24 protein-coding genes are annotated in these 24,794 nt (G+C 66.3%); 6 read left to right on the top strand and 18 right to left on the bottom strand.

Annotation, left to right across the window (positions count from 1 at the left end; all coding sequences use genetic code 11):
• Nucleotides 1–33: 33 nt before the first annotated feature.
• The gene (locus GRI89_RS13485; RefSeq protein WP_159796584.1) at nucleotides 34–1,344 is read left to right on the top strand and encodes a UDP-glucose dehydrogenase family protein; all 1,311 of its coding nucleotides are present in this window, start codon (nucleotides 34–36) and stop codon (nucleotides 1,342–1,344) included.
• Nucleotides 1,345–1,347: 3 nt separating this feature from the next.
• Here GRI89_RS13485 and wecC read toward each other — a convergent pair whose 3' ends face one another.
• The 12 genes from wecC to GRI89_RS13425 form a co-directional block, all read right to left on the bottom strand.
• Nucleotides 1,348–2,652: a UDP-N-acetyl-D-mannosamine dehydrogenase gene (gene wecC / locus GRI89_RS13480; protein ID WP_159796581.1), complete on the bottom strand. Its 1,305-nt coding sequence runs from the start codon at nucleotides 2,650–2,652 to the stop codon at nucleotides 1,348–1,350.
• A gap of 179 nt (nucleotides 2,653–2,831) precedes the next feature.
• Nucleotides 2,832–3,953, bottom strand: coding sequence for a non-hydrolyzing UDP-N-acetylglucosamine 2-epimerase (gene wecB, locus GRI89_RS13475; RefSeq protein WP_159796578.1), 1,122 nt, complete (start codon nucleotides 3,951–3,953; stop codon nucleotides 2,832–2,834).
• A gap of 44 nt (nucleotides 3,954–3,997) precedes the next feature.
• A complete protein-coding gene (locus GRI89_RS13470; RefSeq protein ID WP_159796575.1) occupies nucleotides 3,998–4,588 on the bottom strand; it encodes a hypothetical protein in 591 nt (196 codons plus the stop codon).
• A 126-nt stretch (nucleotides 4,589–4,714) separates the two neighbouring features.
• Nucleotides 4,715–5,230, bottom strand: a complete 516-nt coding sequence (locus GRI89_RS13465) for a demethoxyubiquinone hydroxylase family protein (protein ID WP_159796572.1) — start codon at nucleotides 5,228–5,230, stop codon at nucleotides 4,715–4,717.
• Entirely contained in the window at nucleotides 5,227–5,694 is a 468-nt protein-coding gene (locus tag GRI89_RS13460; RefSeq protein WP_328598259.1) for a disulfide bond formation protein B, read from the bottom strand. The genes GRI89_RS13465 and GRI89_RS13460 overlap by 4 nt, the downstream gene beginning before the upstream one ends.
• Nucleotides 5,695–5,708: 14 nt before the next feature.
• Entirely contained in the window at nucleotides 5,709–7,043 is a 1,335-nt protein-coding gene (locus GRI89_RS13455; RefSeq protein ID WP_159796569.1) for a S41 family peptidase, read from the bottom strand.
• Nucleotides 7,044–7,135: 92 nt separating this feature from the next.
• Nucleotides 7,136–8,353, bottom strand: a complete 1,218-nt coding sequence (locus GRI89_RS13450) for a murein hydrolase activator EnvC family protein (RefSeq protein WP_159796566.1) — start codon at nucleotides 8,351–8,353, stop codon at nucleotides 7,136–7,138.
• A 6-nt stretch (nucleotides 8,354–8,359) separates the two neighbouring features.
• Nucleotides 8,360–8,782 carry a 23S rRNA (pseudouridine(1915)-N(3))-methyltransferase RlmH gene (locus GRI89_RS13445; protein ID WP_159796563.1) on the bottom strand — a complete coding sequence of 141 codons (423 nt, stop codon included), beginning with the start codon at nucleotides 8,780–8,782 and terminating at the stop codon, nucleotides 8,360–8,362.
• A gap of 162 nt (nucleotides 8,783–8,944) precedes the next feature.
• Nucleotides 8,945–9,298: a ribosome silencing factor gene (rsfS, locus tag GRI89_RS13440; RefSeq protein ID WP_235913360.1), complete on the bottom strand. Its 354-nt coding sequence runs from the start codon at nucleotides 9,296–9,298 to the stop codon at nucleotides 8,945–8,947.
• A gap of 108 nt (nucleotides 9,299–9,406) precedes the next feature.
• On the bottom strand, nucleotides 9,407–10,072 hold the full coding sequence (locus GRI89_RS13435) for a nicotinate-nucleotide adenylyltransferase (RefSeq protein ID WP_328598258.1): 666 nt from the start codon (nucleotides 10,070–10,072) through the stop codon (nucleotides 9,407–9,409).
• Nucleotides 10,069–11,121, bottom strand: a complete 1,053-nt coding sequence (locus GRI89_RS13430) for an aldo/keto reductase (RefSeq protein ID WP_159796557.1) — start codon at nucleotides 11,119–11,121, stop codon at nucleotides 10,069–10,071. Before GRI89_RS13430 ends, GRI89_RS13435 begins: the two co-directional genes overlap by 4 nt.
• 46 nt (nucleotides 11,122–11,167) lie before the next feature.
• On the bottom strand, nucleotides 11,168–12,442 hold the full coding sequence (locus GRI89_RS13425; protein ID WP_159796554.1) for a glutamate-5-semialdehyde dehydrogenase: 1,275 nt from the start codon (nucleotides 12,440–12,442) through the stop codon (nucleotides 11,168–11,170).
• Between the two features lie 336 nt (nucleotides 12,443–12,778).
• Between GRI89_RS13425 and GRI89_RS13420 the strand changes: the two genes are divergently transcribed.
• Nucleotides 12,779–13,852, top strand: coding sequence for a M23 family metallopeptidase (locus GRI89_RS13420; RefSeq protein WP_328598257.1), 1,074 nt, complete (start codon nucleotides 12,779–12,781; stop codon nucleotides 13,850–13,852).
• The gene (locus tag GRI89_RS13415; RefSeq protein WP_159796548.1) at nucleotides 13,845–14,252 is read left to right on the top strand and encodes a bactofilin family protein; all 408 of its coding nucleotides are present in this window, start codon (nucleotides 13,845–13,847) and stop codon (nucleotides 14,250–14,252) included. Before GRI89_RS13420 ends, GRI89_RS13415 begins: the two co-directional genes overlap by 8 nt.
• 82 nt (nucleotides 14,253–14,334) lie before the next feature.
• Here GRI89_RS13415 and GRI89_RS13410 read toward each other — a convergent pair whose 3' ends face one another.
• From GRI89_RS13410 to GRI89_RS13385, 6 genes are all read right to left on the bottom strand, one after another.
• Nucleotides 14,335–15,030, bottom strand: coding sequence for a DUF1013 domain-containing protein (locus GRI89_RS13410; protein ID WP_159796545.1), 696 nt, complete (start codon nucleotides 15,028–15,030; stop codon nucleotides 14,335–14,337).
• A 91-nt stretch (nucleotides 15,031–15,121) separates the two neighbouring features.
• On the bottom strand, nucleotides 15,122–16,186 hold the full coding sequence (locus GRI89_RS13405; protein ID WP_159796542.1) for a glycosyltransferase family 4 protein: 1,065 nt from the start codon (nucleotides 16,184–16,186) through the stop codon (nucleotides 15,122–15,124).
• Between the two features lies 1 nt (nucleotide 16,187).
• A complete protein-coding gene (locus tag GRI89_RS13400) occupies nucleotides 16,188–17,090 on the bottom strand; it encodes a UDP-2,3-diacylglucosamine diphosphatase (RefSeq protein WP_159796539.1) in 903 nt (300 codons plus the stop codon).
• A 113-nt stretch (nucleotides 17,091–17,203) separates the two neighbouring features.
• A complete protein-coding gene (locus tag GRI89_RS13395) occupies nucleotides 17,204–18,217 on the bottom strand; it encodes an LLM class flavin-dependent oxidoreductase (RefSeq protein ID WP_159796536.1) in 1,014 nt (337 codons plus the stop codon).
• Nucleotides 18,214–19,179 (bottom strand): hypothetical protein, encoded by a 966-nt coding sequence (locus GRI89_RS13390; protein WP_235913358.1) that lies wholly within the window; start codon nucleotides 19,177–19,179, stop codon nucleotides 18,214–18,216. The genes GRI89_RS13395 and GRI89_RS13390 overlap by 4 nt, the downstream gene beginning before the upstream one ends.
• Nucleotides 19,180–19,184: 5 nt before the next feature.
• Nucleotides 19,185–20,174 carry an NAD(P)H-quinone oxidoreductase gene (locus GRI89_RS13385; RefSeq protein WP_159796815.1) on the bottom strand — a complete coding sequence of 330 codons (990 nt, stop codon included), beginning with the start codon at nucleotides 20,172–20,174 and terminating at the stop codon, nucleotides 19,185–19,187.
• A 129-nt stretch (nucleotides 20,175–20,303) separates the two neighbouring features.
• Between GRI89_RS13385 and GRI89_RS13380 the strand changes: the two genes are divergently transcribed.
• The 3 genes from GRI89_RS13380 to GRI89_RS13370 all read left to right on the top strand — a co-directional run bounded on the left by GRI89_RS13380 (nucleotide 20,304) and on the right by GRI89_RS13370 (nucleotide 24,770).
• Nucleotides 20,304–20,510, top strand: a complete 207-nt coding sequence (locus GRI89_RS13380) for a DUF1192 family protein (RefSeq protein ID WP_159796533.1) — start codon at nucleotides 20,304–20,306, stop codon at nucleotides 20,508–20,510.
• A gap of 140 nt (nucleotides 20,511–20,650) precedes the next feature.
• On the top strand, nucleotides 20,651–23,029 hold the full coding sequence (gene clpA / locus GRI89_RS13375; RefSeq protein ID WP_159796530.1) for an ATP-dependent Clp protease ATP-binding subunit ClpA: 2,379 nt from the start codon (nucleotides 20,651–20,653) through the stop codon (nucleotides 23,027–23,029).
• 7 nt (nucleotides 23,030–23,036) lie between these two features.
• A complete protein-coding gene (locus tag GRI89_RS13370) occupies nucleotides 23,037–24,770 on the top strand; it encodes a M1 family metallopeptidase (RefSeq protein ID WP_159796527.1) in 1,734 nt (577 codons plus the stop codon).
• The last annotated feature ends 24 nt before the right edge of the window (nucleotides 24,771–24,794 follow it).

Raw genomic sequence — 24,794 nt, 5'->3', positions numbered from 1 at the left:
CCATAGCCTAGGGGGGCTAACGACGAGGGCTAGATGAAGATTGCGATGGTTGGTTCGGGTTACGTCGGTCTCGTTTCAGGGGCCTGCTTCGCCGACTTCGGGCATGATGTCGTGTGCATCGACAAGGACCAGTCGAAAATCGACCGCCTGCGCGACGGGGTGATCCCGATCTACGAGCCTGGACTCGACGCGCTGGTCGAGGCCAACGTCAAGGCCAGACGCCTGTCTTTCACCACCAGTCTTGCAGAGGGAATTCGCGGTGCGGGTGCCATTTTCATTGCGGTCGGCACACCGAGCCGCCGCGGCGACGGCCACGCCGACCTCTCGTTCGTCTATGCGGTGGCTAAGGAAGTGGGCCAGACGCTGGAAAATGACGCCGTCGTCGTCACCAAGTCGACCGTGCCGGTCGGCACCGGCGACGAGGTCGAGCGGATCATCGCCGCCTCGGGCTGCAAGCATAAGGTCTCGGTCGTCTCGAACCCCGAATTCCTTCGCGAAGGCGCGGCAATCGGCGACTTCAAGCGTCCCGACCGCATCGTCATCGGCGCCGAAGACGAATTCGGCCGCGAGACGATGCGCGAAGTCTATCGACCGCTGTTCCTCAACGAATCGCCGATCCTCTTCGTCAGCCGCCGCAGTTCGGAACTGATCAAGTACGCCGCCAACGCCTTCCTCGCGACCAAGATCACCTTCATCAACGAGATGGCCGACCTGTGCGAAAAGGTCGGCGCCAACGTGCAGGACGTCAGCCGCGGCATCGGCATGGATAACCGCATCGGCTCAAAGTTCCTCCATGCCGGGCCGGGCTATGGCGGCTCGTGCTTCCCCAAGGACACTCTAGCCCTGCTCAAGACCGCCGAGGATTATGACAGTCCGGTCCGCATCGTCGAGGCGGTGGTGAAGGTCAACGAGAGCCGCAAGCGGGCGATGGGCCGCAAGGTCATCGACGCGCTTGGCGGGATGGACGCGGCGCGGGGCAAGCAGGTCGCCCTGCTCGGCCTGACCTTCAAGCCGAACACCGACGACATGCGCGATTCGCCGGCCATCGCCGTGGCGCAGACGCTGGCCGATGCCGGCGTTACGGTGAAGGCCTACGACCCCGAGGGCATGGAGCTGGCCGCGCCGCTGATGCCCGACGTGCAGATGACGACCAGCAGCTACGAGGCGATCGAAGGTGCCGACGCTGTCGTCATCGTCACCGAATGGGATGCCTTCCGCGCGCTCGACCTCAAGCGGGTAAAGGAATTGGCGAAGGCCCCGCTGTTGGTCGACCTGCGCAACATCTACCGCTCCGAGGATGTGCGCGCCGCCGGGTTCACCTACGTCAGCGTGGGGCGCGACTGAGGATCAGCCGGCGCGGCGCAGTTCCGCCGGCTCGTCTTCAGCCTGAGGCTGGTCAGGCCAGATTCCGCGCGTGTCGTAGACCGCCTTGCCGATGCGTTCGGCCAGCGGCACCGACTTGAAAACGTCGTGGTCGACCAAGACGATCATCACCTCGCACTCCTCAAGCGCGGTATCGATATCGACCTGCTTGGCGCCCGTGCCCGCGAATTCGCGCGGCAGTTCGGCGGCATAGGGCTCGACGATGGCTATGCGCTCGCCGAAGCGGCGCGCCAGCGTGGCGGCGACCAGTCGGGCCGGGCTCTCGCGGAAGTCGTCGATGTTGGCCTTGAAAGCGAGCCCGAGGCAGGCGGCCTTGGCCTCCGGATGCGCCTCAACCAGCGCGGCGGCGCGGGCGATCACGTGGTGAATCTTGCCATCGTTGACCCCACGCGCGGTGCGGATAAGCGGGGTCTCCGATGGCGCGCCGTGGACGATGAACCACGGATCGACCGCAATGCAGTGCCCGCCCACGCCGGGTCCCGGAGTGAGGATGTTCACGCGCGGATGGCGGTTCGCGAGCTTGATGACTTCCCACACATCGAGGCCCATCGCGTCGGAGACGATCGACAGCTCGTTGGCGAAAGCGATGTTGACGTCCCGGTAGGCGTTCTCGACCAGCTTGGTCATTTCCGCGCTCTTCGCGTCGGTGGTGACGCAGGTACCGCGAACGAAGCGCTTGTAGAACGCCAGCGCCTTGCGAGCGCAGCGCGGGGTGATGCCGCCGATCGAGCGGTCGTTCTCGATCAACTCCTTGAGGATGTGCCCGGGCAGCACGCGCTCGGGGCAATAGGCGATGGAGATGTCGGGTGTGCCGTCGCACATGCCCGGCACTCTTAGATCGGGGCGCTTGCTGGCGATCATGTCACGCATCGCCTCGGTCGTGCCGACCGGCGAGGTCGATTCGAGGATTACGCAATCGCCGGGCTTGATGACCCTGGCGACGTTCTCCGCCGCGGCGAGCACATAGGAGATGTCCGGCGTGTGCGCGCCATCCTTGTGGAACGGGGTCGGCACCGCGATGACGAAGACGTCGGCCGCCTGCACCTCGGTCCCGGCGCGCAACAGTCCGCGCTGGACCACGCCCTGCACCAGCCCGTCGAGATCCACTTCCTCGATGTGGATCTCGCCGCGATTGATCGTGTCGACCACGTGCTGGCTGACGTCCACGCCGTGCACATGCATGCCGCTGCGGGCGATGATCGCCGCCGTGGGCAGGCCGATGTAGCCGAGGCCGATGACCGAGACTTGCGGAAGGTTCTCGCCGCGCATGTAACACCCTTGCTGCTTGCGCCCACCGCCTTGGCAGCAAAGGGTTGATATTCGGGTAACGCTCTTGTTCGCCTCAAGCGCCGGCGCCGGCATCCGCCGGCTTGTCTTTCCTCCCCCGAACATGGTCCGGGGTCCGGACGGCCGTTCGGCCTTGCGGTCCGCAATGCGGACCGAATGCGCTATCCGACGAGCAGATCGGCGATACGCGCGGAGCTGCGGCCGTCGCCGAAGGGATTGTGCGCCCGCGCCATCGCGGCATATGCCTCGGCGTCGTCGAGCAACTGCTCGGCTTCGAATACGATGCGATCGGCATCGGTCCCGACCAGCTTCGCCGTGCCGGCTTCGACGCCTTCGGGCCGTTCGGTCGTCTCGCGCATGACCAGCACCGGCTTGCCCAGCGCGGGCGCCTCTTCCTGCACGCCCCCGCTGTCGGTCAGCATGAGGGTGGAGATAGCGATCAGACGGGCGAAGTGCGGGTAGTCGAGCGGTTCGATCAGCGCGACGTTGTCGAGGCCGACGAGACGCTCGTTCATGACTTTGCGCACGTTGGGGTTGAGGTGGACGGGGAAGACCAACGCGACGTCGCCGCGCTCTGCCAGGCGACGGATCGCGGTGGCGATTGCCTCCATCCCCTCGCCGAAGTTCTCGCGCCGGTGGCTGGTGACGCCGATCACGCGCTTGCCGGCGAAGCGTGCCTCGATGTCCGCGAGACCCGCAGCGAGCGATGGATCGGCTTCGACCCGTGCAACGATCCAGTGCAACGCATCGACCACGGTGTTCCCGGTGATATGGATGGTCGCCGGATCGACGTTCTCGCGCTTCAATGCAACGGCCGAAGTCTCGGTCGGTGCGCAATGCAGAGCAGCAATTGTGCCGATGATCTTCCGATTGACCTCTTCGGGCCACGGATGATGGATGTTTCCGCTGCGCAGGCCCGCTTCGACGTGGCAGACGGGGATCTTGCGGTAGTAGGCGGCGAGCGCCCCGGCCATGGCAGTGGCGGTATCGCCCTGCACGACGACCCAGTCCGGCCGTTCCACGTCCAAGACCTTGCCGAGACCGGTCAGCAGCGCCGCGGTGAGTCCGTCGAGGGTCTGGTCGGGCCGCATCAGGTCGAGATCGTGATGGGGCAAAATGCCCGCTATTTCGAGCACTTGGTCGAGCATGCCGCGGTGTTGCGCGCTCACGCAGACCCGGCTGTCGAACCGCGCGTCGGCTTCGAGCGCGTGGACCAGCGGGAAGAGCTTGATGGCCTCCGGACGGGTGCCGAAGACGGTGAGAATGCGTTTACGGCCGCTCATGCAGCCGCCCTTAGCCCAATTCGGTTAATCGCGCGCTTACGCTGTCAGTCGCCCGGCGGGGTAGCGAGATCGGCGTTGCTGTCCGGATTGACCGCGTCGTCGGCAGAGGCGGCCGCGGCGGCTGCGTCTTCGCGAGCGAGACGATCCATGTATTCTTTCTCGATCTGCTCGACGCGGGCCTGCGTCGCGGCAGCCTCCTCGTCGATCGTCGAGAGGCGCTCCTCGCGCGCCTTGGCAACCAGCTCGGCCATCTTGACCGAATTGCCGTGCTTCTTTTCCTCGTAGGCCGCCTCGATCATCTTCGCGGTGCAGCCGAGTTCGCCGCCGAGCCCGACGGCCGAGCACGACAGGGGGCCGAAATCGCCGACCGCCTCGAACGACTTCACGCGGTTGGTCCACGGCACGTTGTCCGGGCTGTCGCTCTGCCGCAGGTCGGGCGGGATGCGGTAGCGTTCGCTCTCGTCGAGGCGGGCGCAGACGGTGATTTCGCCACCTTCCGATTTGGGGCACTCGTCGTCGCCGTAAATGATCAGCTGGTTGATCTTTTCGCCGCCGTCGGCGTCCTGCGCGGCAGCGGGCACGGAGGCGAAGGTGCTTGCGGCGGCGAGCGCGGCGAGAACGGGGAGGGCTTTCATCGTCGGCATTCCTTCAATCGGCGGGCGCCATTGAGCATGTTGCGGCGTGAACTGCATATGAAGCGGCCCGCCGATGTGCGCCAGCCTTGTTCTATGAAACCGGCGACGCGGCGGCCTTGTTCCGCGTCAAATCTTCTCGGAAAGGCGGATTGCCGCGCGGCAGCCGAGCCGGATCGCCGCCGAGAGCAACGGATAGCCCGGCGCCCGCTCGGCGCCGGCGGCGAGCGCGGCATCGCGGTGCGCCTGCTCGTCGGCGCGGAATTCGGTGATCATCCGGGCGAGTTTGGGATCGTCGCCGTCTGCCTCGAGCTCGTCAAGCTGGCGGGTGTAGTGACGGTCGATCTCTTCCTCGATCGCCGCTGTGCAGGCCATGGCAGCTTCCGGGCCGATCAGGGCGGTCGCCGCGCCGAGGGCATAGCCGGCAACCGACCAGAACGGCTGCAGCGCGGTCGGACGCGTGCCGCGTTCCGCCATCAGGACGTTGAATTTCGCGAGGTGCCCCGCTTCCTGCTCGGCCATGGCGCGGATCTCGGCCGAATCCGGCCCCCGGTCGCCCATCACCGCGAGCTGCCCTGCATAAATCCTGGTCGCGCCGTACTCGCCGGCCTGGTCGACCCGGATCATCGTGGCGCGGTCGGTCATACAGCCTTCCTTCCCAAGAGGACGAAGATCACGATCGCCGAAGCGGTCGAGATGAGGAAGTTGTAGCCCGCCAGCGAGATTCCGAACAGCGACCATTGCACTTCGTCGCAACGCACCAGCGGGGCGTTGAGGATTGCGTCCATCGCGCTGCCGCCGTTTGCCGCGGCGGTGTTGCTGCACGCAGTCAGCCCTTCCCACCAGTCGTATTCGACCCCGGCATGATAGGCGCCGATCAGCCCGGACGTCAGGATGCCGCCTGCGGCAAGCGCGACCCACAGCCGCTTCGGCGCGATGACGAACGAGACGAGTGCCAGCGCCAGCGCCACAAAATGCGGCCAGCGCTGCCACCAACACATCTCGCAGGGGTAGAGATCGAAGCCGTACTGCCCGAGATAGGCCCCGCCGAGCAGGAGCAGCGGGACGGCGAGCGCCAGTTTCTGGGCGAGCCGGTCGGAACTGGTCACGGGAAGCCTTTCGGTCAGCGGCGGGCGGTCATCACACCGGCGGTGCGCTTGAGCGTCTTGATCGCATAGTCGAGCTGGAAGTCGTCGATGCCTTCCTTCTCGAGCTGCGCCGCGGTCTGGGTGAAGCGCGGATCCTGCTTGGTATCGCCTTCGAGCGCCTCGTCGTCGAGGTCGACCTCGTTGACGAGGTGCCGCTTGAGGTCGCTCTCGCGATAGGAATACTTTGCGCGGAGTTCGGCGTCGGGGTCGGACAGCTGCGGCACGCGGATGTCGGGTTCGATCCCGCCTTCCTGCACCGACCGGCCCGAGGGCGTGTAGTAGCGCGCCGTGGTCAGCTTGAGCGCGCTGGTGCGGGTCAGCGGCAGCAACGACTGCACGCTGCCCTTGCCGAAGCTGCGCTCGCCCATGATCAGCGCGCGGTGCTGGTCCTGCAACGCGCCTGCGACGATCTCGCTGGCCGAGGCGGTGCCTGCGTCGATCAGCACGATGATCGGGATGCCGGCGGCGGCATCGCCGCGGAACACTGATTCGGCGTCGTAGTAGACGGTGTCACGGCGCGTGCGGCCGCGCTGCGAGACGATCGCGCCCTTGTCGAGGAACAGGTCGGACAGCGCGACCGCCTCATCGAGCGAACCGCCAGGGTTGCGACGCAGGTCGAGGACCAGGCCGCCGAGCCGCCCGGACGCTTCCTGGCGCAGCGCGCGCAGGGCGTTGTTCACGTCGTTGCCGACATCGCGGCTGAACTCGTTGACGCTGATGTAGCCGATGTTGCCGGACTTCATCTCGTAGGTGACCGGTTCGAGCTCGATCACGCCGCGCGTCACGGTCACGTCGAACGGCGCATCGCGGCCGCTGCGTACCACCGAGAGGCGGACGGACGACCCGGCCGGCCCGCGCATCTGCTCGACCGCATCGTCGAGTTCGAGTCCGTAGATGAGCTTGCCGTCGATGTGGGTGATGAAGTCCCCGGCCTTGATCCCGGCCTTGTCCGCCGGGCTGCCCTTGAACGGGGAGACGACCTTCACCGCGCCCTGGTCCATCTGAACCGAGATGCCGAGGCCCTGGTAGTTGCCGTCAATCAGCGTCGTCAGGCGTTCGAAACTGGCGCCTTCGAGATAGGCCGAGTGCGGGTCGAGCGCGGCGAGCATGCCGTCGATCGCGCCCTTGATCAGCACCTTGTCGTCGACCGGCTCGACGTAGCTGGTCTTGATCCGCTGGTAAGTGGCGAAGAACTTGGCGAATTCCGGCGAGACTGCGCCGTCGACCTGGGCATAGCCCGCGGTCGTCGCAGGCAGCAGGGCGACCGCGGTCAGCAGGGCGGCAGCGCGCAAGTGGGGAACGAACTTCATCGGCGGATCCTCGTCGGTGTTGCCGGGGGTTGTATCGCGCGTGGCGGGTTAACGCCAGATGAGGCAGGCGCCTTGTCTCTCGGCGGCACTTTTCAGCCGACGAACTGCAATGGATTGACCGGTTCGCCGCCGCGCCGCAATTCGAGCGCAATGGTCGGCCGGCCCTGCCCGGCGATGCCGAGCGGAGCGCCGCCCACAAGCGTTGCGCCGACCTGTACGTCGATCCTTGCCATTCCGGTGACGAGGCTGGTCCAGCCGCCTGCGTGCTCGATGATCACGATCCGCCCGTATCCACGATAGGGCCCAGCGAAGACTACACGCCCTGCGGCGGGAGAGACGACCTGCGCGCCGCCGCGTGGCGCGAGCGTGAGTGCGCTGCTCTGCCCCCCCTCCGAGGGCGTGCCGAAACCGCTGACCGTGCGGCCGGTGACGGGTAGGTAATAGGGCGACGGCGGCGGCCCCGCACTGTCGTCACCAGCCGGTGCGACCGGTTCCGGCACCGCCTCGTTGCGCGCCAGCTCGGGATCGGGTGGACGCAGCACCGGCCCGGGAAGGGCGGCGAGACGGCGGCGCAGGTCGCCGTCCTTGTCGAGCTGGCCGACGAGACTGTCGAGGTCGCGTGCCTGCTCGGCCAGCGCCAGAGCCCGCTCCGCTTCGCGCGCGGCGTTACCGCCGGCTTCGCGCGAGGCGAGCCGCTGGCGGGTTTCGAGCGCAGCGAGCTCGGCGCTGCGGGTGTCGAAGTTCTCTTGCTCGTCGCGCAGCACGGCTGCGGCCTGGACCGCCTGCGCGCGCAAGGCGCGGCTGCGCGCCAGCCGGGCGCGCAAGCCCGAAGTGCGGCGCTGTACCGTGGGCACCGCGTTCGACAGCAGCGCGCGGGTATAAACGATGTCGCGCACCGATCCGGGACGCAGGATCGAGAGCGCGGCGGGACGGCGCGAGAACTGCTGCAGCGCCGCGGTCAGCTTGACGAGCGGGCCCTGCTGGCGGCCGAGCTCCTCGCGCAGGGTCGCGCGTTCGCGATCGACCAGCTTGATCCGCGCCTCGGCGGCGGCGATCCCGGCCTCGGCCTGCTGGACGCGGGCGGCGAGCGCGGCGGCCTCGCGACGGGTCTTGTCCGCCGCCACAGTGGCGCGCGCCGCTTCGGCTTCGAGTTGCTTGCTGCGGGTTTCCGCCAGTTTCTGATCGGACAGGGCCTGGCGCATCGCCTCGCGGGTCTCACCCGGATCGTCGAACAGCGGCGCAGCGCCGTAAGCCCCCACGCCGAGCGCGGCAGCCAGGGCAATCGCCAGAAGTGGAAGAGCGCGCTTCATCTGAAGCTACCCTGCCCGATGATAGGGATGCCCGGCAAGGATCGAGGTGGCGCGAAACAACTGTTCCACCAGCATCGCCCGAGCCAGCAGGTGCGGCCAGGTGGCCGATCCGAACGCGAGCAGCAGGTCGGCCCCGGCGCGCTCCTCGTCTGAGTGTCCATCCGCCGCGCCGATGACGAACCGGCATTCGCGAATTCCCCCATCGCGCCACTTTTCGAGCTGGTCGGCGAGATGTTCGGAGGAAAGGTCCTTGCCGTTCTCGTCGAGCAGGACGGTGCGAAGCGGTGTCTGCGGCTCAGGAACGCGACCGCCGCTCTCAGGCAATTCGGTGAGTTTGAGAGGCCAGGTGATGCGCTTCTCATACCGCGCGACGAGTTCCGCTTCAGGCGAGCGGGCAATCTTGCCGCGAGCGATGACGTGAAGGAGCATCAAACAGCCCTAGCCCAATTCGGCAAAACGCTGAAACGGTCCGCGACCAGCGGACCGCAAGGCCGAACGGCCGCCCGCAGTGGCCCCGCAGTCCCGGGTTCGTCCCGGGACGGAGGGAACAGCCACGAGGACGAGCGCCCGGAGGGGCGCTCGCAAAGACAGTCAGGCCGTGCCTACGGCCGTCGCGCCCTCTTCGCCGAAGCCCCACATCCTTTCGAGGTTGTAGAAGCTGCGCACTTCGGGGCGGAACAGGTGTACGACCACGTCGCCCGCATCGATCAGCACCCAGTCGGCGGCAGGCAACCCCTCGATACGCGGGGAGCCGTAGCCGGCGGTCTTGAGCCGTTCGGCGAGTTTCGTGGCAATCGCCGCAACCTGACGCGTCGAACGCCCGGAGGCGACGATCATGTAATCGGCGATACTGGATTTCCCTTCGAGAGGGATGGTCACGATGTCCTGGGCCTGATCGTCCTCGAGGCTTTCGAGAACGGAACTGAGCAATTCGTCAGCAGGCATGCGGACGGATTTGGCAATACCGGCAGCGGCCGGCGCGACATGCGCTGGTGTCATTACGGCAGTATGTGCTCCTGGAACGGGGAATGTCCGGTCCTGGTGCGGCTTGCCTCATGCGGCGGCCGTTCCGGGATGGTCGGATATGAGAGAGTGCGTAACCGCATCGCGCGGCTTCGGGCCGGACAACTTCTTGGCCCAATCGGAATCCGACTGGCGAAGCTGTGTCGCCGAACGCGGATCGGGATCGAAACGCAGTACAATCAGCGCCGGGGCGCTCCATTCCTTCCGGTTTTTCAAGCCGGATGCGGGCAACCGGTAGCGCCGCAGCCAGGCCATCGCGGGGCTCGCGAGAGCCTTTCCGTCATACCCCGGTCGGGCGATGACCGCAATCGGCATCGTTCTCGCTATGGCGCGCCAGTCCTTCCAGCGATCGAATTGGGCGAGGTTGTCGCTGCCCATGAGCCAGACGAATCGGCGTTTCGGGAAGCGACGCGTGAGCGCGCGCAGGGTGTCGATGGTGAAGCGCGTGCCGAGCTCGCGCTCGATCGCAGTCACCCTGATCGGCGCCCGGCGTGCCTGTGCCCGGGCCGAGCGGACGCGGGCGGGGAGCGGTGCCATGCCCTTGTTCGATTTCAAGGGGTTGCCCGGCGAGACCAGCCACCAGACTTCGTCGAGGCCGAGCGCTTCCATTGCGAGCAGCGAAATCCGCCGGTGCCCGCCATGCGCCGGGTTGAAGCTCCCGCCGAGCAGGCCGGTCAGCGGGCCGCGGCGCGTCACTTGGGCGAACGGCGCGGCGAGACGCGGAAGCCGTGGCGCTGGGTTTGCGAGGCGATGGCCCAGCCGGGATATTCGGGTTCGAGCGCGCCGATCGCTTCGAGCTCGGCCAGTTCCTCGCTGGTCAGCTCGATCTCGCTCGCCGCGAGATTCTGCGACAGCTGCTCGGCGCGCTTCACGCCGACGATGACCGAGGACACGACCGGGCGGTGGAGCAGCCAGGCGAGCGCGATGGCGGCGACCGAAACGCCGCGCTTCTCGGCCATCGGAAGCATGGCATCGACCGCGGCGAAGCTGGTTGCCTTGTCGACGCGCGGGAAATCGATCTTCGCCCGGCGCCCCTCGCCGCTGACCTTGCCCTCCTCGTCGCGGGCGTACTTGCCCGACAGCAGGCCGCCGGCGAGCGGGCTCCAGACCATCAGGCCGAGCCCTTCGCTTTCGAGCAGCGGGCCCAGCTCGCGTTCGAGTGCGCGGCCCGAAACGGCATAGAAGGCCTGCAGCGAGGCGTACTTGTCCCACCCATGACGATCCTGGATGCCGAGCGCCTTGGCGATCTGCCACGCGGCCCAGTTTGAGACCCCGACGTAGCGCGCCCGGCCCGAACGGACGATGTCCTCCATCGCCCTCAATCCCTCCTCCATCGGCGTGTGCGGGTCCCAGCCGTGGATCTGGTATAGATCGACGTGATCGAGCTGCAGCCGCTTCAGGCTGGCATCGACCTGGTGCAGCAGGTGATAGCGCGAATAGCCCGAATCGTTCGGCCCCTCGCCCATCGGCCCCATTCCCTTGGTGGCGATGACCACCTTGTCGCGCGGGGTGCCGAGATCCTTGAGCGCCTGTCCCAGGAACTCTTCGGACTGTCCCGCCGAATAAACGTTCGCCGTATCGATGAAGTTTATGCCCGCTTCGAGAGCTTGATCGACAAGAGCGGTCGACCCTGCCTGGTCGAGATCGTGCTGGAAGAAGCCGCTCGGCTTGTTGCCGAAGGTCATCGCCCCGAGGCACAGCTCCGAGACGACGAGACCCGAATTGCCGAGACGATTGTAGCGCATGTGCTTCTCCCTTCGCCCCGCTTCTACGGGGGCGGGGGAAGGAACATCAAGGGCGCGTTTGCCCGGTGCCGCGGACCTGCCACTTGTAGGTCGTCAGCCCCTCGAGAGCGACCGGCCCGCGCGCGTGGAGGCGGCCGGTGGCGATGCCGATTTCCGCGCCGAGTCCGAACTCGCCGCCGTCGGCGAACTGGGTGCTGGCGTTGACCATGACGATGGCGCTGTCCACCTCGGCAAGGAAGCGCTCGGCCACGGCTTCGTCCCCTGTGACGATTGCGTCGGTATGACCCGAGCTGTGGCGGGCGATATGGTCGAGCGCGGCATCGAGCCCGTCGACCACCGCGACCGACAGGATTGCGTCGAGGTATTCGCAATCCCAGTCGTTGGCGCTGGCCGGCCTGATCCGCTCATCGAGCGCCTGCGCCCGGGCGTCGCCGCGCAGTTCGCACCCGGCATCGAGCAGAGCGCCGACGACATCGCCGCCGGTGGCGAAGTCGGCGTCGAGCAAAAGGCTCTCCATCGCCCCGCAGATGCCCGTCCTGCGCATCTTGGCGTTGAGCGCGATCTCGCTGGCCATCGCCCGATCGGCGGCCGAATGGATGTAAGTGTGGCAAATGCCGTCGAGGTGCGCGAGCACCGGCACGCGGGCGTCGTTCTGCACGCGCTCGACCAGTCCCTTCCCTCCGCGCGGCACGATCATGTCGACGAGGCCTGCGGCCCTCAGCATGGCCCCGACCGCGGCGCGATCCTGCGTCGGCATGAGCTGGACCGCCTCGGCCGGGACACCGGCTTCGGCCAACCCCTCGGCCAGCGCGGCATGGATCGCACGGTTCGAATTGACCGCTTCCGACCCGCCGCGCAGCAGCGCGGCGTTACCCGCACGCACGCACAGTGCGGCGGCGTCTGCGGTCACGTTGGGCCTGCTTTCATAGATGATGCCGATGAGGCCGATCGGGATGCGCACGCGCACGAGGTCGAGCCCGCTCGGAGCGGTGGTGTGGGAGATGTGCTCGCCCACCGGGTCGGACAGTGCGGCCACTGCCTCGACGGCGGCGGCGATGCCCTCGAGCCGCTCCTCATCGAGCCTCAGCCGGTCGAGCATAGCTGGGGACAAACCGCGAGCCGTCCCGGCGGCGACATCGCGTGCATTGGCCTCGACGATCGATCCTGAATGTCGGCGCAGCGCCGCAGCAGCCGAACACAGCGCAGCAGCCTTGGCGGCATCGTCCATCCGCGCGAGCACGCGCTGGGCAGCGCGCCCTGCCCGGGCGAACTCGGCAACGAGCGCAGCGTAATTGGTCGTCTGGTCGGGTTGTGTCGACATAGGGCGCGCCTTACCATCGGTGTGGCGCTGTGTCAGGAGCGAACTGCTCCACCCGGCGACATGGCGACCGAACGAATCAGGCAGTTCTAATATGGTTCCCGCGATTCGTCGCGTTTCGATGCTGTGCCGAAACGACTCGTCCCGAATCCGGCCCGCCTCGCCCCCGAGTCCCGCCAGCCGGATTTGTCATTAACATTTACATTGGTACGCAGGCGTCACTCAAAGAAGAACGAAACTGGGGTCGAGAACTTGGAGAAACTCACCGCTGGCGGAATTCGGGACCGCCTGCGAGCCTGGTTTCCGGATCGCGAATTTTTCATGCGATCACGGGGGCAGGTGCGCTTTGTTACACTGACGTCGAAGATGCAGATGCTCGCCGCCGGCGGCGCGCTCGCGGCTGTCTCTATTTGGGGCGGATCGATGGGCGTGATGGGCATCCTGCAGTATCAGGCCCAGTCCGAGCGCAATTCGTTGCTGAGCCGCGAAGCTCAAGTGGCCAAATCGGAAAGCCGCGTCGCTGCCTACCGCGACGACCTCGACAAGGTCGCCGACGATCTCGGCCGGCGGCAGGACTTCATTGAGAGCGTCCTGCCGATGCTGCCCGACGACGTGAAGGCCGACGAAACCGTGTCCGACAGCAAGGACGAAGCGGCAAAGACCGTCGCCAAGGTCAGCGCGGCGATCCCCGAGGCTGGCGCTCTGGCTCGGCTCGAAGCACGCCAGCTCGCTTTCGTCGAAAACCTGACTCGCTATGCCGACCGCCGTTCAGCCGCTGCTGAGAAGGCGATCCGCCAGCTCGGGCTCGACCCGAGGCGCATGCTCGCCGAAACCCGCACCGGCCAGGGCGGTCCGCTACAGCGGCTTTCGACCAGCCGTGACGGCTCGCTCGACCCGCGCTTTGCACGCCTCGGCGCCAGCCTCTCACGGATGGACGCGCTCGAACGCGGCCTCAACGGCATTCCGCAATTCATGCCGGCCGACTACAGCCAGATTTCATCGGGCTTCGGTTATCGCCGTGACCCGTTCAACGGCGGCGCGGCAATGCACGCCGGCCTCGATTTCCGCGGACCGATCGGTTCGCCGATCCACGCCGCGGCCGCCGGCGTCGTCAGTTTCGTTGGGCAGATCAGGGGCTACGGCAACGTCGTCGAGATCCGCCACGGTAACGGCATGCTTACGCGGTACGCGCACATGTCGCGGTTCAAGACCAAGAAGGGTACGCCGGTCGAGGCCGGCGACGTGATCGGACTTATCGGCAGCACCGGCCGCTCGACCGGTCCGCACCTCCACTTCGAAGTCCGCGTCAACGGCCGCGCGGTCAACCCCCGCCCATTCCTGGAGTCAGCACCACATGTTCTCGAAGAAGCCCGAGGAACCCTTGCAACAAAGGACGCCTCGACCAATGGCTAACGGAAGTTCGACCTTTTCGGTCATCGGAACCGACGTCGTCATCAAGGGTGACGTCTCGGCCAGCGCCGACCTTCACGTCGATGGCCGGATCGAAGGCGACATTACCTGCGCCTCGCTCGTCCAGGGCGACGGCAGCACCATCGAAGGCGCGATCAAGGCCGACAACGCCCGCCTCGCCGGAACGGTCAAGGGCACAATCGAAGCCAAGGAACTGGTGGTCCTCAAGACCGCCAGGATCGAAGGCGACGTGCACTACGATGCCCTGACCATCGAGCAGGGTGCCGCGGTCGAAGGGCGCTTCGCCCACACCGAGCGTCGCGTCCAGCCCGTCGCCGCGCCGGCCCAGCCGCAAGCGAAGAAGGATGACGGCGAAGAGCCGCGCCTGACGTTGGCCGGCTAGGTCGAGGCCTCGCCCGCACAAGAAAAAGGGCCGCTTCCCCAGGGGAAGCGGCCCTTTTTCCTTGCCTTGGCTTCGCGTCGGATCAGGCCGGCGATTCGCTTTCTTCAGCGGCGCGCCTAGCCTCGAGCCATGCTTCGGCTTCCGCTTCCTGCGCGGCTTCGGCAGCGGCCTTTGTCGCCGCTTCCCGCTCGGCGCGCAGTTCCTCGATGAGCTTCTCGCGGTCGTCGCGCGGATCGATCACGACGGTTTCCTCGTCCTCGGTAACCTCGGGCTGCGGGGCGCGCTTGGCGGCCTTGGCCACTGCCGCATCGAGTTCGCGCTGCGAACATAGGCCGAGCGTCACCGGGTCCTTGGGCTGGATGTTCTGGATGTTCCAGTGCGAGCGCTCGCGTATCGCGTTGATCGTGTTGCGGGTGGTGCCGATCAGGCGGCCGATCTGGGCGTCGGAAATTTCCGGGTGGTTGCGAATGATCCAGGCGATGCCGTCGGGCTTGTCCTGCCGCTTCGAGACCGGCGTATAGCGCGGGCCCTTGGTGCGGCTGACGTCGACCGGCGCGCGTTGCATCTTGAGCGCATAGGTGGGGTCGGCCTGGCCCTTGTCGATCTCATCGTGCGTCAATTCGCCCGAGTGAACCGGATCGCGCCCGGTGTACTTCGAGCTGGCGAGGTCGTCGGCCATGGCCTGGACCTCGAGGATGTGAAGCCCGCAGAACTCGGCGATCTGCTCGAAGCTCAGCGAGGTGTTGTCGACCAGCCACGAGGCGGTCGCATGGGGCATCAGGGGAGTGGGCTGGGCCACGCTATCTCTCCGTCAAAAATACAAGGGCCGCCCCTCTCGGGACGGCCTGACACGAGGGGGATGTAGGCGATTAGGCGGCGCGCGGCAAGGATTCTCCTCCCGGCTCGGGCGGAGCGGCGGTTTCCTCTTCCGGGGGGAGCGGTTCGAGCGCGGCGAGGAACTGGTCGGTGCTTGCCTGCCAGGTGAAATCCCGGGCCCTGGCAAGGCACGCCGAGCGTTCGAGCCGCAACGCCCCGGCGATCGCGTCCTCGAGCCTTTCTGCCATCACGCCCGAGCGCGCATCGAGCACGTCGCGCGGTCCGCAGACCGGATAGGCGGCAACCGGGGTGCCGCAGGCCAGCGCTTCGATCATCACCAGTCCGAAGGTGTCGGTCCGGCTCGGGAACACGAAGACGTCGGCGCCGGCGTAGCAGGCGGCCAGTTCGAGGCCGATCTTGCGGCCGAGGAAATGGACCTCGGTCCATTCCGAGCGTAGCCGATCGAGCGCCGGGCCGTCGCCGACCACGACTTTCGACCCTGGATGTTCGTTGGCGAGGAAAGCCTCGATGTTCTTCTCCGGCGCGACGCGGCCGACATAAAGCTGGATTGGACGCGGCAGCCCCAGGAACAGGCCCGGCGGGGCGATTTCCGGGCGAAAGATCGAGATGTCGACCCCGCGCGTCCAAGGCCTGAGGTTGCCGATGCCGTGTGCGCGCAACTGCTCGCGCACACTCTCGGTGGCGACCATGACCCCGGCGGACTGGCGGTGGAAGCGCCGAAAGAGCGGCCAGAACAGTCCTGCGGGCAAGCCGGTGCGGCGGGCGACGTAGTCGGGGAACTGCGTGTGGAACGCGGTTGTGAACGGACGCCCGGAATGAAGGCAACTGCGCCGCGCCGCGCTACCCAATGGACCTTCGGTAGCTAAGTGGACAGCATCGGGCGCGAACTGGTCGAGCCGCAACCCGACGGCGCGCGCGCCGGCAAGGGCAAGGCGGATCTCGGGATAGGTCGGGCACGGCACGCTGCGGAACTGGTCGGGCGCGATGACCGCCACAGTGTGCCCGCGGCGGGTCAGCTCGCCGACCGTCGCCATCAGGGTGCGCACGACGCCGTTGACCTGCGGCAGCCAGGCGTCGGTCACGAGGGCGATGCGCATGTCAGGCGGCCGCCGGCATGCTCGCGGCGGCTGCGGCGGCTTCCTCGGCTTCGCGGCGGGCGATTTCCTCGGGCCAGTGGAGGATCTCCATCCGCCCGTCGAAATGCTCGACCAGCGCGGTGCAGCCTTCGACCCAGTCGCCGTCGTTGTAGTATTCCACGCCGTCGAACTCACGTATTTCGGCGGTGTGGATATGGCCGCAGACCACCCCGTCGACACCGCGCTGCGCGGCGGCGCGGGCGACAAGTTCCTCATACTGCGAGATGAACCCGACGGCGTTCTTGACCTTGTGCTTGGCCATCTTGCTCAGCGACCAGTACGGCAGGCCGAGGCGATTGCGCACCGCGTTGACCCAGCGGTTGAGGCCCATCAGCAACGTGTAGGCAGCGTCGCCGAGGAAGGCGAGCCAGCGGTGCGCCAGCATGACCGCGTCGAATTCGTCGCCGTGCATCACCAGCAGGCGGCGGCCATCGGCGGTTTGGTGGACGGCCGCACGCTCGATCTCGACGCCGCCGAAGTTCATGCCGGCGAACTGGCGGAACATTTCGTCGTGGTTGCCGGGGACATAGACGATGCGCGTTCCGCGCTTGGCCCGCTTGAGCGCGCGCCAGACGATGTCGTTGTGCGTCGCCGGCCAGTAGAGCCGCTTCTTCAGCCGCCAGCCGTCGATGATGTCGCCGACAAGGTACATCGTCTCGCTATCGGTGTGGTCGAGGAAGTCGATAAGCAGCTCGGCGTTGCAGCCCTTGGTGCCGAGATGAACGTCGCTGATCCAGATCGTGCGGAAGCGGCGCCGGCCCTCGATTTTGGGTTCGGGTATCCTTTGCGGGGCTAACCGATGCCCCGGAAAGGCGGAAACCCCGCGCGTGTTGCCGACGTCTTTCTCTTCGAATGCCTGTAGCATGATGCCCGTGCCCCTTGCGGCTATCCGGGCGCTTCCAATGACGTGCAATTGTTACAGGGGATTCACAGTTTGCGGTCTGTTCCGCGACACTGTGACCGTTCCGCGTCAGCCCGTCAGGCGAATTCCGGCATGACCTCGCGAGCGAACAGCTCGGCGCTCTGCGCGATTTCCTCCTGGTTCATGTCGCCGAAGCCGATCTCCAGTGCCATGTAGTCTATGCCGGCATCTTCGCGCGAACGGGCGACCCAGTCGCGCACCGAAGCCGGCGAGCCGCCGAACGCCATACCACTCTCCATTGCCGCACCGAAGGTCGGGGCGAGCGGGAATTCGGGCATGGCGAGCCGCCGGGGCAGCCAGTTAAACGAATCCGCGAAGCGTTTCCACGCCCGTTCACCGAGCGCGATGGCCACTGCATCGGTCGGCGCGACCACGAGCTGGCGGGCGAGTCCGGTGAACGGGATCGCATCTCCCGTCTTGCCCAACTTCGCCAGTTCCTCGCGGTAATCGTCGAACACCGGCCGCGCCCGGGTGTCGGGGATCAGGCACAGCAGGTTGACGTCATGCCGCGCGGCCCAGGCGTTGCGGTGGCTCGAGGCGGTACCGTACCACAGCGGCGGATGTGGTTTCTGCACCGTGCGGACGCGCAGGTCGACATCGGGCAGATCGTAGTACTTGCCCTTGTGCGCGCCGATCGTGCCGCCGAGACCCTCGACCACAAGGTCCATCGCCTCCTCGAACATCGGCGCGAGATCGTCGACCTCCAGGCCGTAACGGGTATGCTCCGCCGGTTGCCCGCCGCGACCGATCCCGACCTGGATGCGTCCGTTCGAGAGGTGATCGAGCATGCCGATCTCCTCGAGCACACGCACCGGGTGGTGAAGCGGCAGGAGGTAGACCAGCGAACCCAGCCTGATCGTCGAGGTGCGCTGCGCCGCTGCGGCGAGGAACACCGAGGGCGACGGCGCCATCCCGAGTTCGGTCGCGTGGTGTTCGGTCAGGTGGTAGCAGTAAAAGCCGAGCCTCTCGTAGAGTTCGACCAGTCGCAGCCGCTGGGCATACTGCTCGCCGGCCGATGTGCCGTTGGCATCGATGTGGTCGAAGATGCCGAAGCGCATGCCCCGGCTCACTTGCCGTTCTCCGCGAAAGGCGATCGCATGTGATAGGGCACGTCGATGAAGACTGCTTCGACCGCGGCGATTTCGCCGTCGACGATCTTGAACGCCTCCATCAGGTAATAGCTGTGCGGAAAGGTGTAGAAGCTGTGCACGGGCGTCTTCCCGTCGGTCCAGGTGAAGTCGACCAGCTTGCCCTTGTGGTCGATGAAGCCGCCGGCGATAACGACGCCCTTCTGCTCGTCGACCAGCGGGAAGCGCCGTTCGCGCAGGCGGTCGTCGTAGCGGTACTGGCCCAGCTCGAACTGCTCCTGGCAGCCGTACTTGGCGATCGGGTAGTTGGGGAACGCCGCCTCGTTGCGGGTCGTCTGCAGGCCGTTTTCGATCCGGTCGCATTCGGGCGAGAACCTGGTCAGGATGTTTCCGTCGTTCTGCTCGATGGTGTTGAAGTAGCCATCGGCCAACGCGATCATCCGTTCGCGCGAGGTCCGCTTCGATGCCGGGACATCGTCGAGCATGATCTTGCGCGGGGTGACATAGGTGTCGATCGAGGGGAACGGGCTGTTCTCGACCTTGCGGGTGACCACCTGCTCGACTTCCGCGATCTTCCCGCCTTCGATCTTCAGCCGCAAGGCCATGATCGCCGGGATGCCGTGCTCTTCGATCACCCCGAACCACGAGACTGCGCCGCTAGCGGGATCGGCGAACTTGAGGTCGTAGCCGCGCCTGCCGCTGACGGTGTCCCAGGTGCCGTCGCCAACATCGATCTGCACGTTGTTGTCGGTGAACACAACGTGGTCGGCCCAGGGCAGCCGCGCCGGGTCCTGCTTCACCAGCGCATCGAGATAGGCATCAGCGTGCCCGTAGAGGCAGGCCTGGTCGCAGGCGGTCACCGGGCTGGAGTTCATCCCGCCTTCGTGCGCCGCCGCCGGAACGGCAGCCCCGGCGAACAGGAGCGCCGCAATCACTCGCTTCATATGATTTATCCCTCTCCCGCGACGTTGAGCACGATTTTGCCGATATGCTCGCCCGCTTCCATCCTTTTGTGCGCCGCCGCAGCTTCGCGCAGCGGAAAGACCATGTCCATCGCCGGGCGAAGCTCGCCTTCGGCGACCGCCGGCCAGACGTTCTCGCGGATGTCCTGAGCCAGCATCGCCTTGAAGTCGGCCGAGCGCGGGCGCAGCGTCGAGCCCGTCAGGGTCTGGCGCATGACCATCATCTTGCCCACGTTGATCGTCGCCTCGCGTCCCCCGAGCGTGGCGATCGTCACCAGCCGGCCGTCCTGCGCAATGCAGTCGAGATTGCGCTGGGTGTAGCTGCCCGCGACCATGTCGAGCGCCAGCTCCACGCCCTTGCCGCCAGTCAGCCCGCGCACCGCTTCGACGAAGTCCTGCTCGCGGTAGTTGATCGCATGGTCGGCGCCGAGGGCGACGGCGGCGGCGCACTTGTCGGCGCTGCCGCAGGTTACGATCACCGTCATGCCGAACAGCTTGCCGAGCTTGATCGCCATAGTGCCGATCCCGCTGGTGCCGCCGTGAACCAGCATGGTCTCGCCGTCGCGGGCGAGGCCGCGCTGGAACACGTTGTGCCACACGGTGAAAAGCGTTTCGGGCAGTGCCGCGGCTTCGACCAGCGGCAATCCGTCGGGAACCGGAAGGCAGTGGCGCCAGTCGACGGCGCAATATTCGGCATAGGCGCCGCCATTGGTCAGGGCGCAGACCTGCGATCCGAGCAATTCCCGCGGCGCGGCTCCTCCAATGGCGACGACCTCGCCGGACATCTCGAGTCCCGGCAGCAGCGAAGCCCCCGGCGGGGGCGGATAGGCCCCGGCGCGCTGCAGGGCGTCGGGCCGGTTGACCCCGGCGTAGGCGACCCTGACGAGGATTTCGTTTTCACCGGGACGAGGCACGGCGCAGTCCTGCGCCACCAGCACTTCTGGTCCGCCCGGCTCGCTGATCGCGACCGCCGTCATCCTTTCGGGAATTGCCGTCACACCCACGCGTCCGCCCAGTTCCTGCCCTGTCGCCTCAAAGCCACATCCACATTGCTAACGACGGGCCCCATTGACAGCAAGCACCGCGCATTGCGATGCTTCCCGGCAATGGACGATGACGATCTCCCACGCGTTCGCGGAGATGCCGCCAGCCAGCTGGCGCAAGAGAGCCTCGACACTTATTCCCAGTTCGAACTGACCGCGCGCATCGAGCTGCTCGAAGCCGAGATCGCGCGGATCAGGGCCCACTCGAAGCGTGCCGCCAGCGACCGCGCCGCCGCCGAGGCGCTGTTCAGCCCACGAGAGACTGACTGATGGTTGCCCGCCCCTCGCAAATCGACCGGGGCGCACCATATCGTTGCTGTATGAAACGCACATTCGGCTTCCATTCAGGCCGGCCTTGCGAATTTCTTCACCCTTCGGATCGTATCAAACCGCCAACGAACGGATAAGACATGCCAAGTTTCGCCCAGAGCCTCGAAAAGACCCTGCATGGTGCGCTTCAGAACGCCACCGACCGGGCTCACGAGTATGCGACGCTCGAACACCTCCTCCTGGCGCTGGTCGACGACCCCGACGCCGCCGAGGTGATGACCGCCTGCGGAGTCGACCTCGACGAGCTGGGCAACGTGGTGCGCCAGTACCTCGACCAGGAATACCAGTCGCTGAAGACCGAGGACGAAAGCGATCCGCAGCCGACCGCCGGATTCCAGCGCGTCATCCAGCGCGCGATCCTCCACGTGCAGTCCTCAGGCAAGGACACGGTGACCGGCGCCAACGTGCTCGTCGCGCTGTTCTCCGAGCGCGACAGCTATGCCGTCTACTTCCTTCAGCAGCAGGACATGAGCCGCCTCGATGCGGTCAGCTTCATCAGCCACGGCATCGGCAAGGGCGGCAAGCAGCTTGAGAGCCGCCCGCCGCAGGGCGCCGCCGAGCCGGGCGAGAAGACCGAGGAAAAGGCCGAGAAGGGCAAGAAGGATTCCGCCCTCGACCAGTTCACCGTCAACCTCAACCAGAAGGCTTTGGACGGCAAGGTCGACCCGCTGATCGGCCGCGGCCCCGAGGTCGACCGCACGGTGCAGATCCTGTGCCGCCGCAGCAAGAACAACCCGCTCTACGTCGGCGAACCGGGCGTGGGCAAGACCGCCATCGCAGAGGGCCTGGCTCGCAAGATCGTCGAAGGTGACGTGCCCGAAGTCCTGCAGGACGCGGTGATCTACTCGCTCGACATGGGTGCGCTGCTCGCCGGCACACGTTATCGCGGCGACTTCGAGGAACGCCTCAAGCAGGTCGTCTCCGAACTCGAAAAGATGCCGGAAGCTATTCTTTTCATTGACGAAATTCACACTGTGATCGGCGCGGGCGCAACCAGCGGGGGGGCGATGGACGCTTCGAACCTGCTCAAGCCGGCGCTGTCGAGCGGCGCGATCCGCTGCATCGGGTCGACCACGTACAAGGAATTCCGCAATCACTTCGAGAAGGACCGAGCGCTGTTGCGCCGATTCCAGAAGATCGACGTGAACGAGCCCACCGTCGAAGACACGATCAAGATCCTCAAGGGCCTGCGCAGCGCTTTCGAGGAACACCACAAGGTCACCTACACGCCTGACGCGATCAGGACCGCGGTCGAGCTGTCGAGCCGCTACATCAACGACCGCAAGCTGCCCGACAAGGCGATCGACGTGATCGACGAGGTCGGCGCGATGCAGATGCTCGTTCCGCCGAGCAAGCGGCGCAAGAAGATCACCTCCAAGGAAATCGAAGCGGTCGTCGCGACGATGGCGCGCATCCCGCCGAAGTCGGTAAGCAAGGACGACAAGGCGGCGCTCGAGAATCTCGAAAAGGACCTCAAGCGCGTCGTCTTCGGCCAGGACGACGCGATCAAGCGGCTGTCGACGGCGATGAAGCTGTCGCGCGCCGGCCTGCGCGAACCCGACAAGCCCATCGGCAGCTTCCTGTTCACCGGTCCGACCGGCGTCGGCAAGACCGAGGTCGCGCGCCAGCTCGCCAGCATCATGGGCATCGAGCTCAAGCGCTTCGACATGTCGGAATACATGGAACGCCACTCGGTCAGCCGCCTTATCGGCGCGCCTCCGGGCTATGTCGGCTACGACCAGGGCGGCCTGCTGACCGACGCGATCGACCAGCACCCGCACTGCGTGCTGCTGCTCGACGAAATCGAGAAGGCGCACCCCGACCTGTTCAACATCCTGCTGCAGGTGATGGATAACGGCCGCCTGACCGACCACCACGGCAAGACGGTCGACTTCCGCAACGTCGTGCTGATCATGACGACCAATGCCGGTGCGTCGGACATGGCGCGCAATTCGATCGGTTTCGGTGCGGGCACCAAGACCGAAGCGCAGGAAGAGGCGGTGAAGAAGATGTTCACCCCCGAATTCCGCAACCGCCTCGATGCCATCGTGCCGTTCGGCTACCTCGGCACCGAGACCGTCAGCCGCGTGGTCGACAAGTTCATCCTCCAGCTCGAACTGCAGCTTGCCGAGCAGAACGTGCACATCCAGTTCGATAACGATGCGCGCAGCTGGCTGGCCGAACGCGGCTACGACAAGCTCTACGGCGCGCGGCCGATGGCCCGCCTGCTGCAGGACGAGGTCAAGCAACCGCTGGCTGAGGAACTTCTGTTCGGAAAGCTTTCGGCGGGCGGCGAGGTTCACGTCAGCATCAAGGACGACAAGCCGGCCTTCGAGCTGACCCCGGCCCCGCCCAAGTCGCGGCCGAAGCGCAGTCCGAAAAAGGCTGCGGCGGCGAAGAAGCCTGCTACGAAGTCGGAAGCCAAGGCCAACGATGGCCAGGACAAATCCGAGGACTGAGCCCTTTATGAATTCCGTCAAAGTCCTGCGCGCGGCGCTTGCCTGCAGCGCTATGCTTGTTGCCGCAGTGCCGGCCGGGGCGCGAGACATATCGCACGACGACGTTTCCCCGCACACGTCGGAGAGCGGCGCGCCGCTGACCGCGGTCGAACAGGCGATGGCGCTGCCCCACCTCGCGCTGGCGATCGACGTCTTCCCGGATTCGAAGACCATCAAGGGGTTAGCCGAATACACTGTGCAGGCGGCGGCCCCGCTTTCCACGGTGGAATTCGACCTCGACCATCGCTTCAAGATTACCGACATCACCGTCGACGGCGCCTCGCTCGGGAAGGACGCGTGGAGCAATGACGAGGGCCTGCTGCACATCGCCCTGCCCACTCCGCTCGCAACCGGATCGAGCATCCAGCTCGGCATCACCTATTCCGGCGCACCCCGCGTGGCGCCGAACGCGCCGTGGAATGGCGGGTTTGTCTGGTCCTCCACCCCCGACGGCAAGCCGTGGATCGCCACGGCGGTGCAGAGCGAGGGCTGCGACCTGTTCTGGCCATGCGTCGACCATCCCTCGCGACGGGTCGACGTTCTCGACCTTTCCGTCTCGGTGCCCGAAGGCCTCGTCGTCGCTTCGAACGGAAGGCTGATCGGCTCCGAAACGGTCGGCAAGCGCACGACCTGGCGCTGGCAGGCGCGCAAGCCCAACGGCTATGGCGTCTCGCTGCAGATCGGGCCCTACGAACTCGCGCAGGCGGACTATGCCAGCCGCTTCGGCAACTCGATCCCGATCAGCTTCTGGTACCTGCCCGGGAACAAGGCCGGCGCGGACCGGCTGGTCGCCGAAATGAAGGACTACCTCGACTTCTTCGAGAGCACAGTCGGGCCCTACCCGTGGGGCGACGAGAAGGTCGGCCTGGCAGAAACTCCGCACCTTGGCATGGAGCACCAGACGATCAATGCCTACGGCGAGAACTACAAGCTCGCGCCCGAAGGCTTCGACTGGCTCATGGCGCACGAATTCGCGCACGAGTGGTTCGCCAACCAGCTGAGCAATGCCGGCACCGCCGACATGTGGTTGCAGGAGGGCTTCGGCACCTACATGCAGCCGCTGTTCCTCAAGTGGAAGCAGGGCGAGGCTTCGTACATTTCGAAGATGTGGGAGGACCGTCCGAAGATCAGGTCGCGTGTCCCGCTGGCTCCGCGCGGATTCGTCCAGAGCAACTATTACGACGACGAGGAGGCCGCCTGGGGCGGCGACATCTACACCAAGGGTTCGTGGGTCATGCACACCCTGCGCTACCTGGTCGGCGACAAGGCGTTCTTCGCCGCGGTCACCAACCTCGTCTACAATCGCGACGATCCCCGGCCCGGCAATTTCGACATCGTCGTCGCCAGCACCGACGACTTCCAGCGCATCGCCGAGGAGAAATCGGGCCGCGACCTCGGCTGGTTTTTCGACGCCTATTTCCGCACCGCGCCGCTGCCTCGGCTCGATTCGGCCCGCTTCGGCACGACATTGTCGCTGGAATGGAGCACGCCTGCCGCCAAGCCCTTCGCCATGCCGGTGGAGGTCAACGTCGACGGCAAGCTGGTGACGGTGCCGATGACGGCCGGGCGCGGCGAGATCACGTTGCCCTCCGCGCAGGCGCACGTCGTGCTCGATCCTTGGGCGCGTATCCTGCGCTACGATCCGGCGATCGAGGCCTGGCAGGCGCAGCAGGACAAGGCGAGGGCGAAGGCGGCCCAATAGACCGCCGGTCAGGAACGAAGGCGT

Origin of the sequence: Croceibacterium salegens, assembly GCF_009827435.1 — a bacterium.
Taxonomy (GTDB): Bacteria; Pseudomonadota; Alphaproteobacteria; order Sphingomonadales; family Sphingomonadaceae; genus Croceibacterium_B; species Croceibacterium_B salegens.
This window is presented reverse-complemented; position numbering and strand designations above follow the sequence as displayed.

Coding starts and splice junctions, on each gene's coding strand:
- GRI89_RS13485 (WP_159796584.1), top strand. CDS start 34: ATGAAGATTGCGATGGTTGGTTCGGGTTACGTCGGTCTCGTTTCAGGG.
- wecC (WP_159796581.1), bottom strand. CDS start 2,652: ATGCGCGGCGAGAACCTTCCGCAAGTCTCGGTCATCGGCCTCGGCTAC.
- wecB (WP_159796578.1), bottom strand. CDS start 3,953: ATGAGCGGCCGTAAACGCATTCTCACCGTCTTCGGCACCCGTCCGGAG.
- GRI89_RS13470 (WP_159796575.1), bottom strand. CDS start 4,588: ATGAAAGCCCTCCCCGTTCTCGCCGCGCTCGCCGCCGCAAGCACCTTC.
- GRI89_RS13465 (WP_159796572.1), bottom strand. CDS start 5,230: ATGACCGACCGCGCCACGATGATCCGGGTCGACCAGGCCGGCGAGTAC.
- GRI89_RS13455 (WP_159796569.1), bottom strand. CDS start 7,043: ATGAAGTTCGTTCCCCACTTGCGCGCTGCCGCCCTGCTGACCGCGGTC.
- GRI89_RS13450 (WP_159796566.1), bottom strand. CDS start 8,353: ATGAAGCGCGCTCTTCCACTTCTGGCGATTGCCCTGGCTGCCGCGCTC.
- GRI89_RS13445 (WP_159796563.1), bottom strand. CDS start 8,782: ATGCTCCTTCACGTCATCGCTCGCGGCAAGATTGCCCGCTCGCCTGAA.
- rsfS (WP_235913360.1), bottom strand. CDS start 9,298: ATGCCTGCTGACGAATTGCTCAGTTCCGTTCTCGAAAGCCTCGAGGAC.
- GRI89_RS13430 (WP_159796557.1), bottom strand. CDS start 11,121: ATGCGCTACAATCGTCTCGGCAATTCGGGTCTCGTCGTCTCGGAGCTG.
- GRI89_RS13425 (WP_159796554.1), bottom strand. CDS start 12,442: ATGTCGACACAACCCGACCAGACGACCAATTACGCTGCGCTCGTTGCC.
- GRI89_RS13415 (WP_159796548.1), top strand. CDS start 13,845: ATGGCTAACGGAAGTTCGACCTTTTCGGTCATCGGAACCGACGTCGTC.
- GRI89_RS13410 (WP_159796545.1), bottom strand. CDS start 15,030: ATGCCCCATGCGACCGCCTCGTGGCTGGTCGACAACACCTCGCTGAGC.
- GRI89_RS13405 (WP_159796542.1), bottom strand. CDS start 16,186: ATGCGCATCGCCCTCGTGACCGACGCCTGGCTGCCGCAGGTCAACGGC.
- GRI89_RS13400 (WP_159796539.1), bottom strand. CDS start 17,090: ATGCTACAGGCATTCGAAGAGAAAGACGTCGGCAACACGCGCGGGGTT.
- GRI89_RS13390 (WP_235913358.1), bottom strand. CDS start 19,179: ATGAAGCGAGTGATTGCGGCGCTCCTGTTCGCCGGGGCTGCCGTTCCG.
- GRI89_RS13385 (WP_159796815.1), bottom strand. CDS start 20,174: ATGACGGCGGTCGCGATCAGCGAGCCGGGCGGACCAGAAGTGCTGGTG.
- GRI89_RS13380 (WP_159796533.1), top strand. CDS start 20,304: ATGGACGATGACGATCTCCCACGCGTTCGCGGAGATGCCGCCAGCCAG.
- clpA (WP_159796530.1), top strand. CDS start 20,651: ATGCCAAGTTTCGCCCAGAGCCTCGAAAAGACCCTGCATGGTGCGCTT.
- GRI89_RS13370 (WP_159796527.1), top strand. CDS start 23,037: ATGAATTCCGTCAAAGTCCTGCGCGCGGCGCTTGCCTGCAGCGCTATG.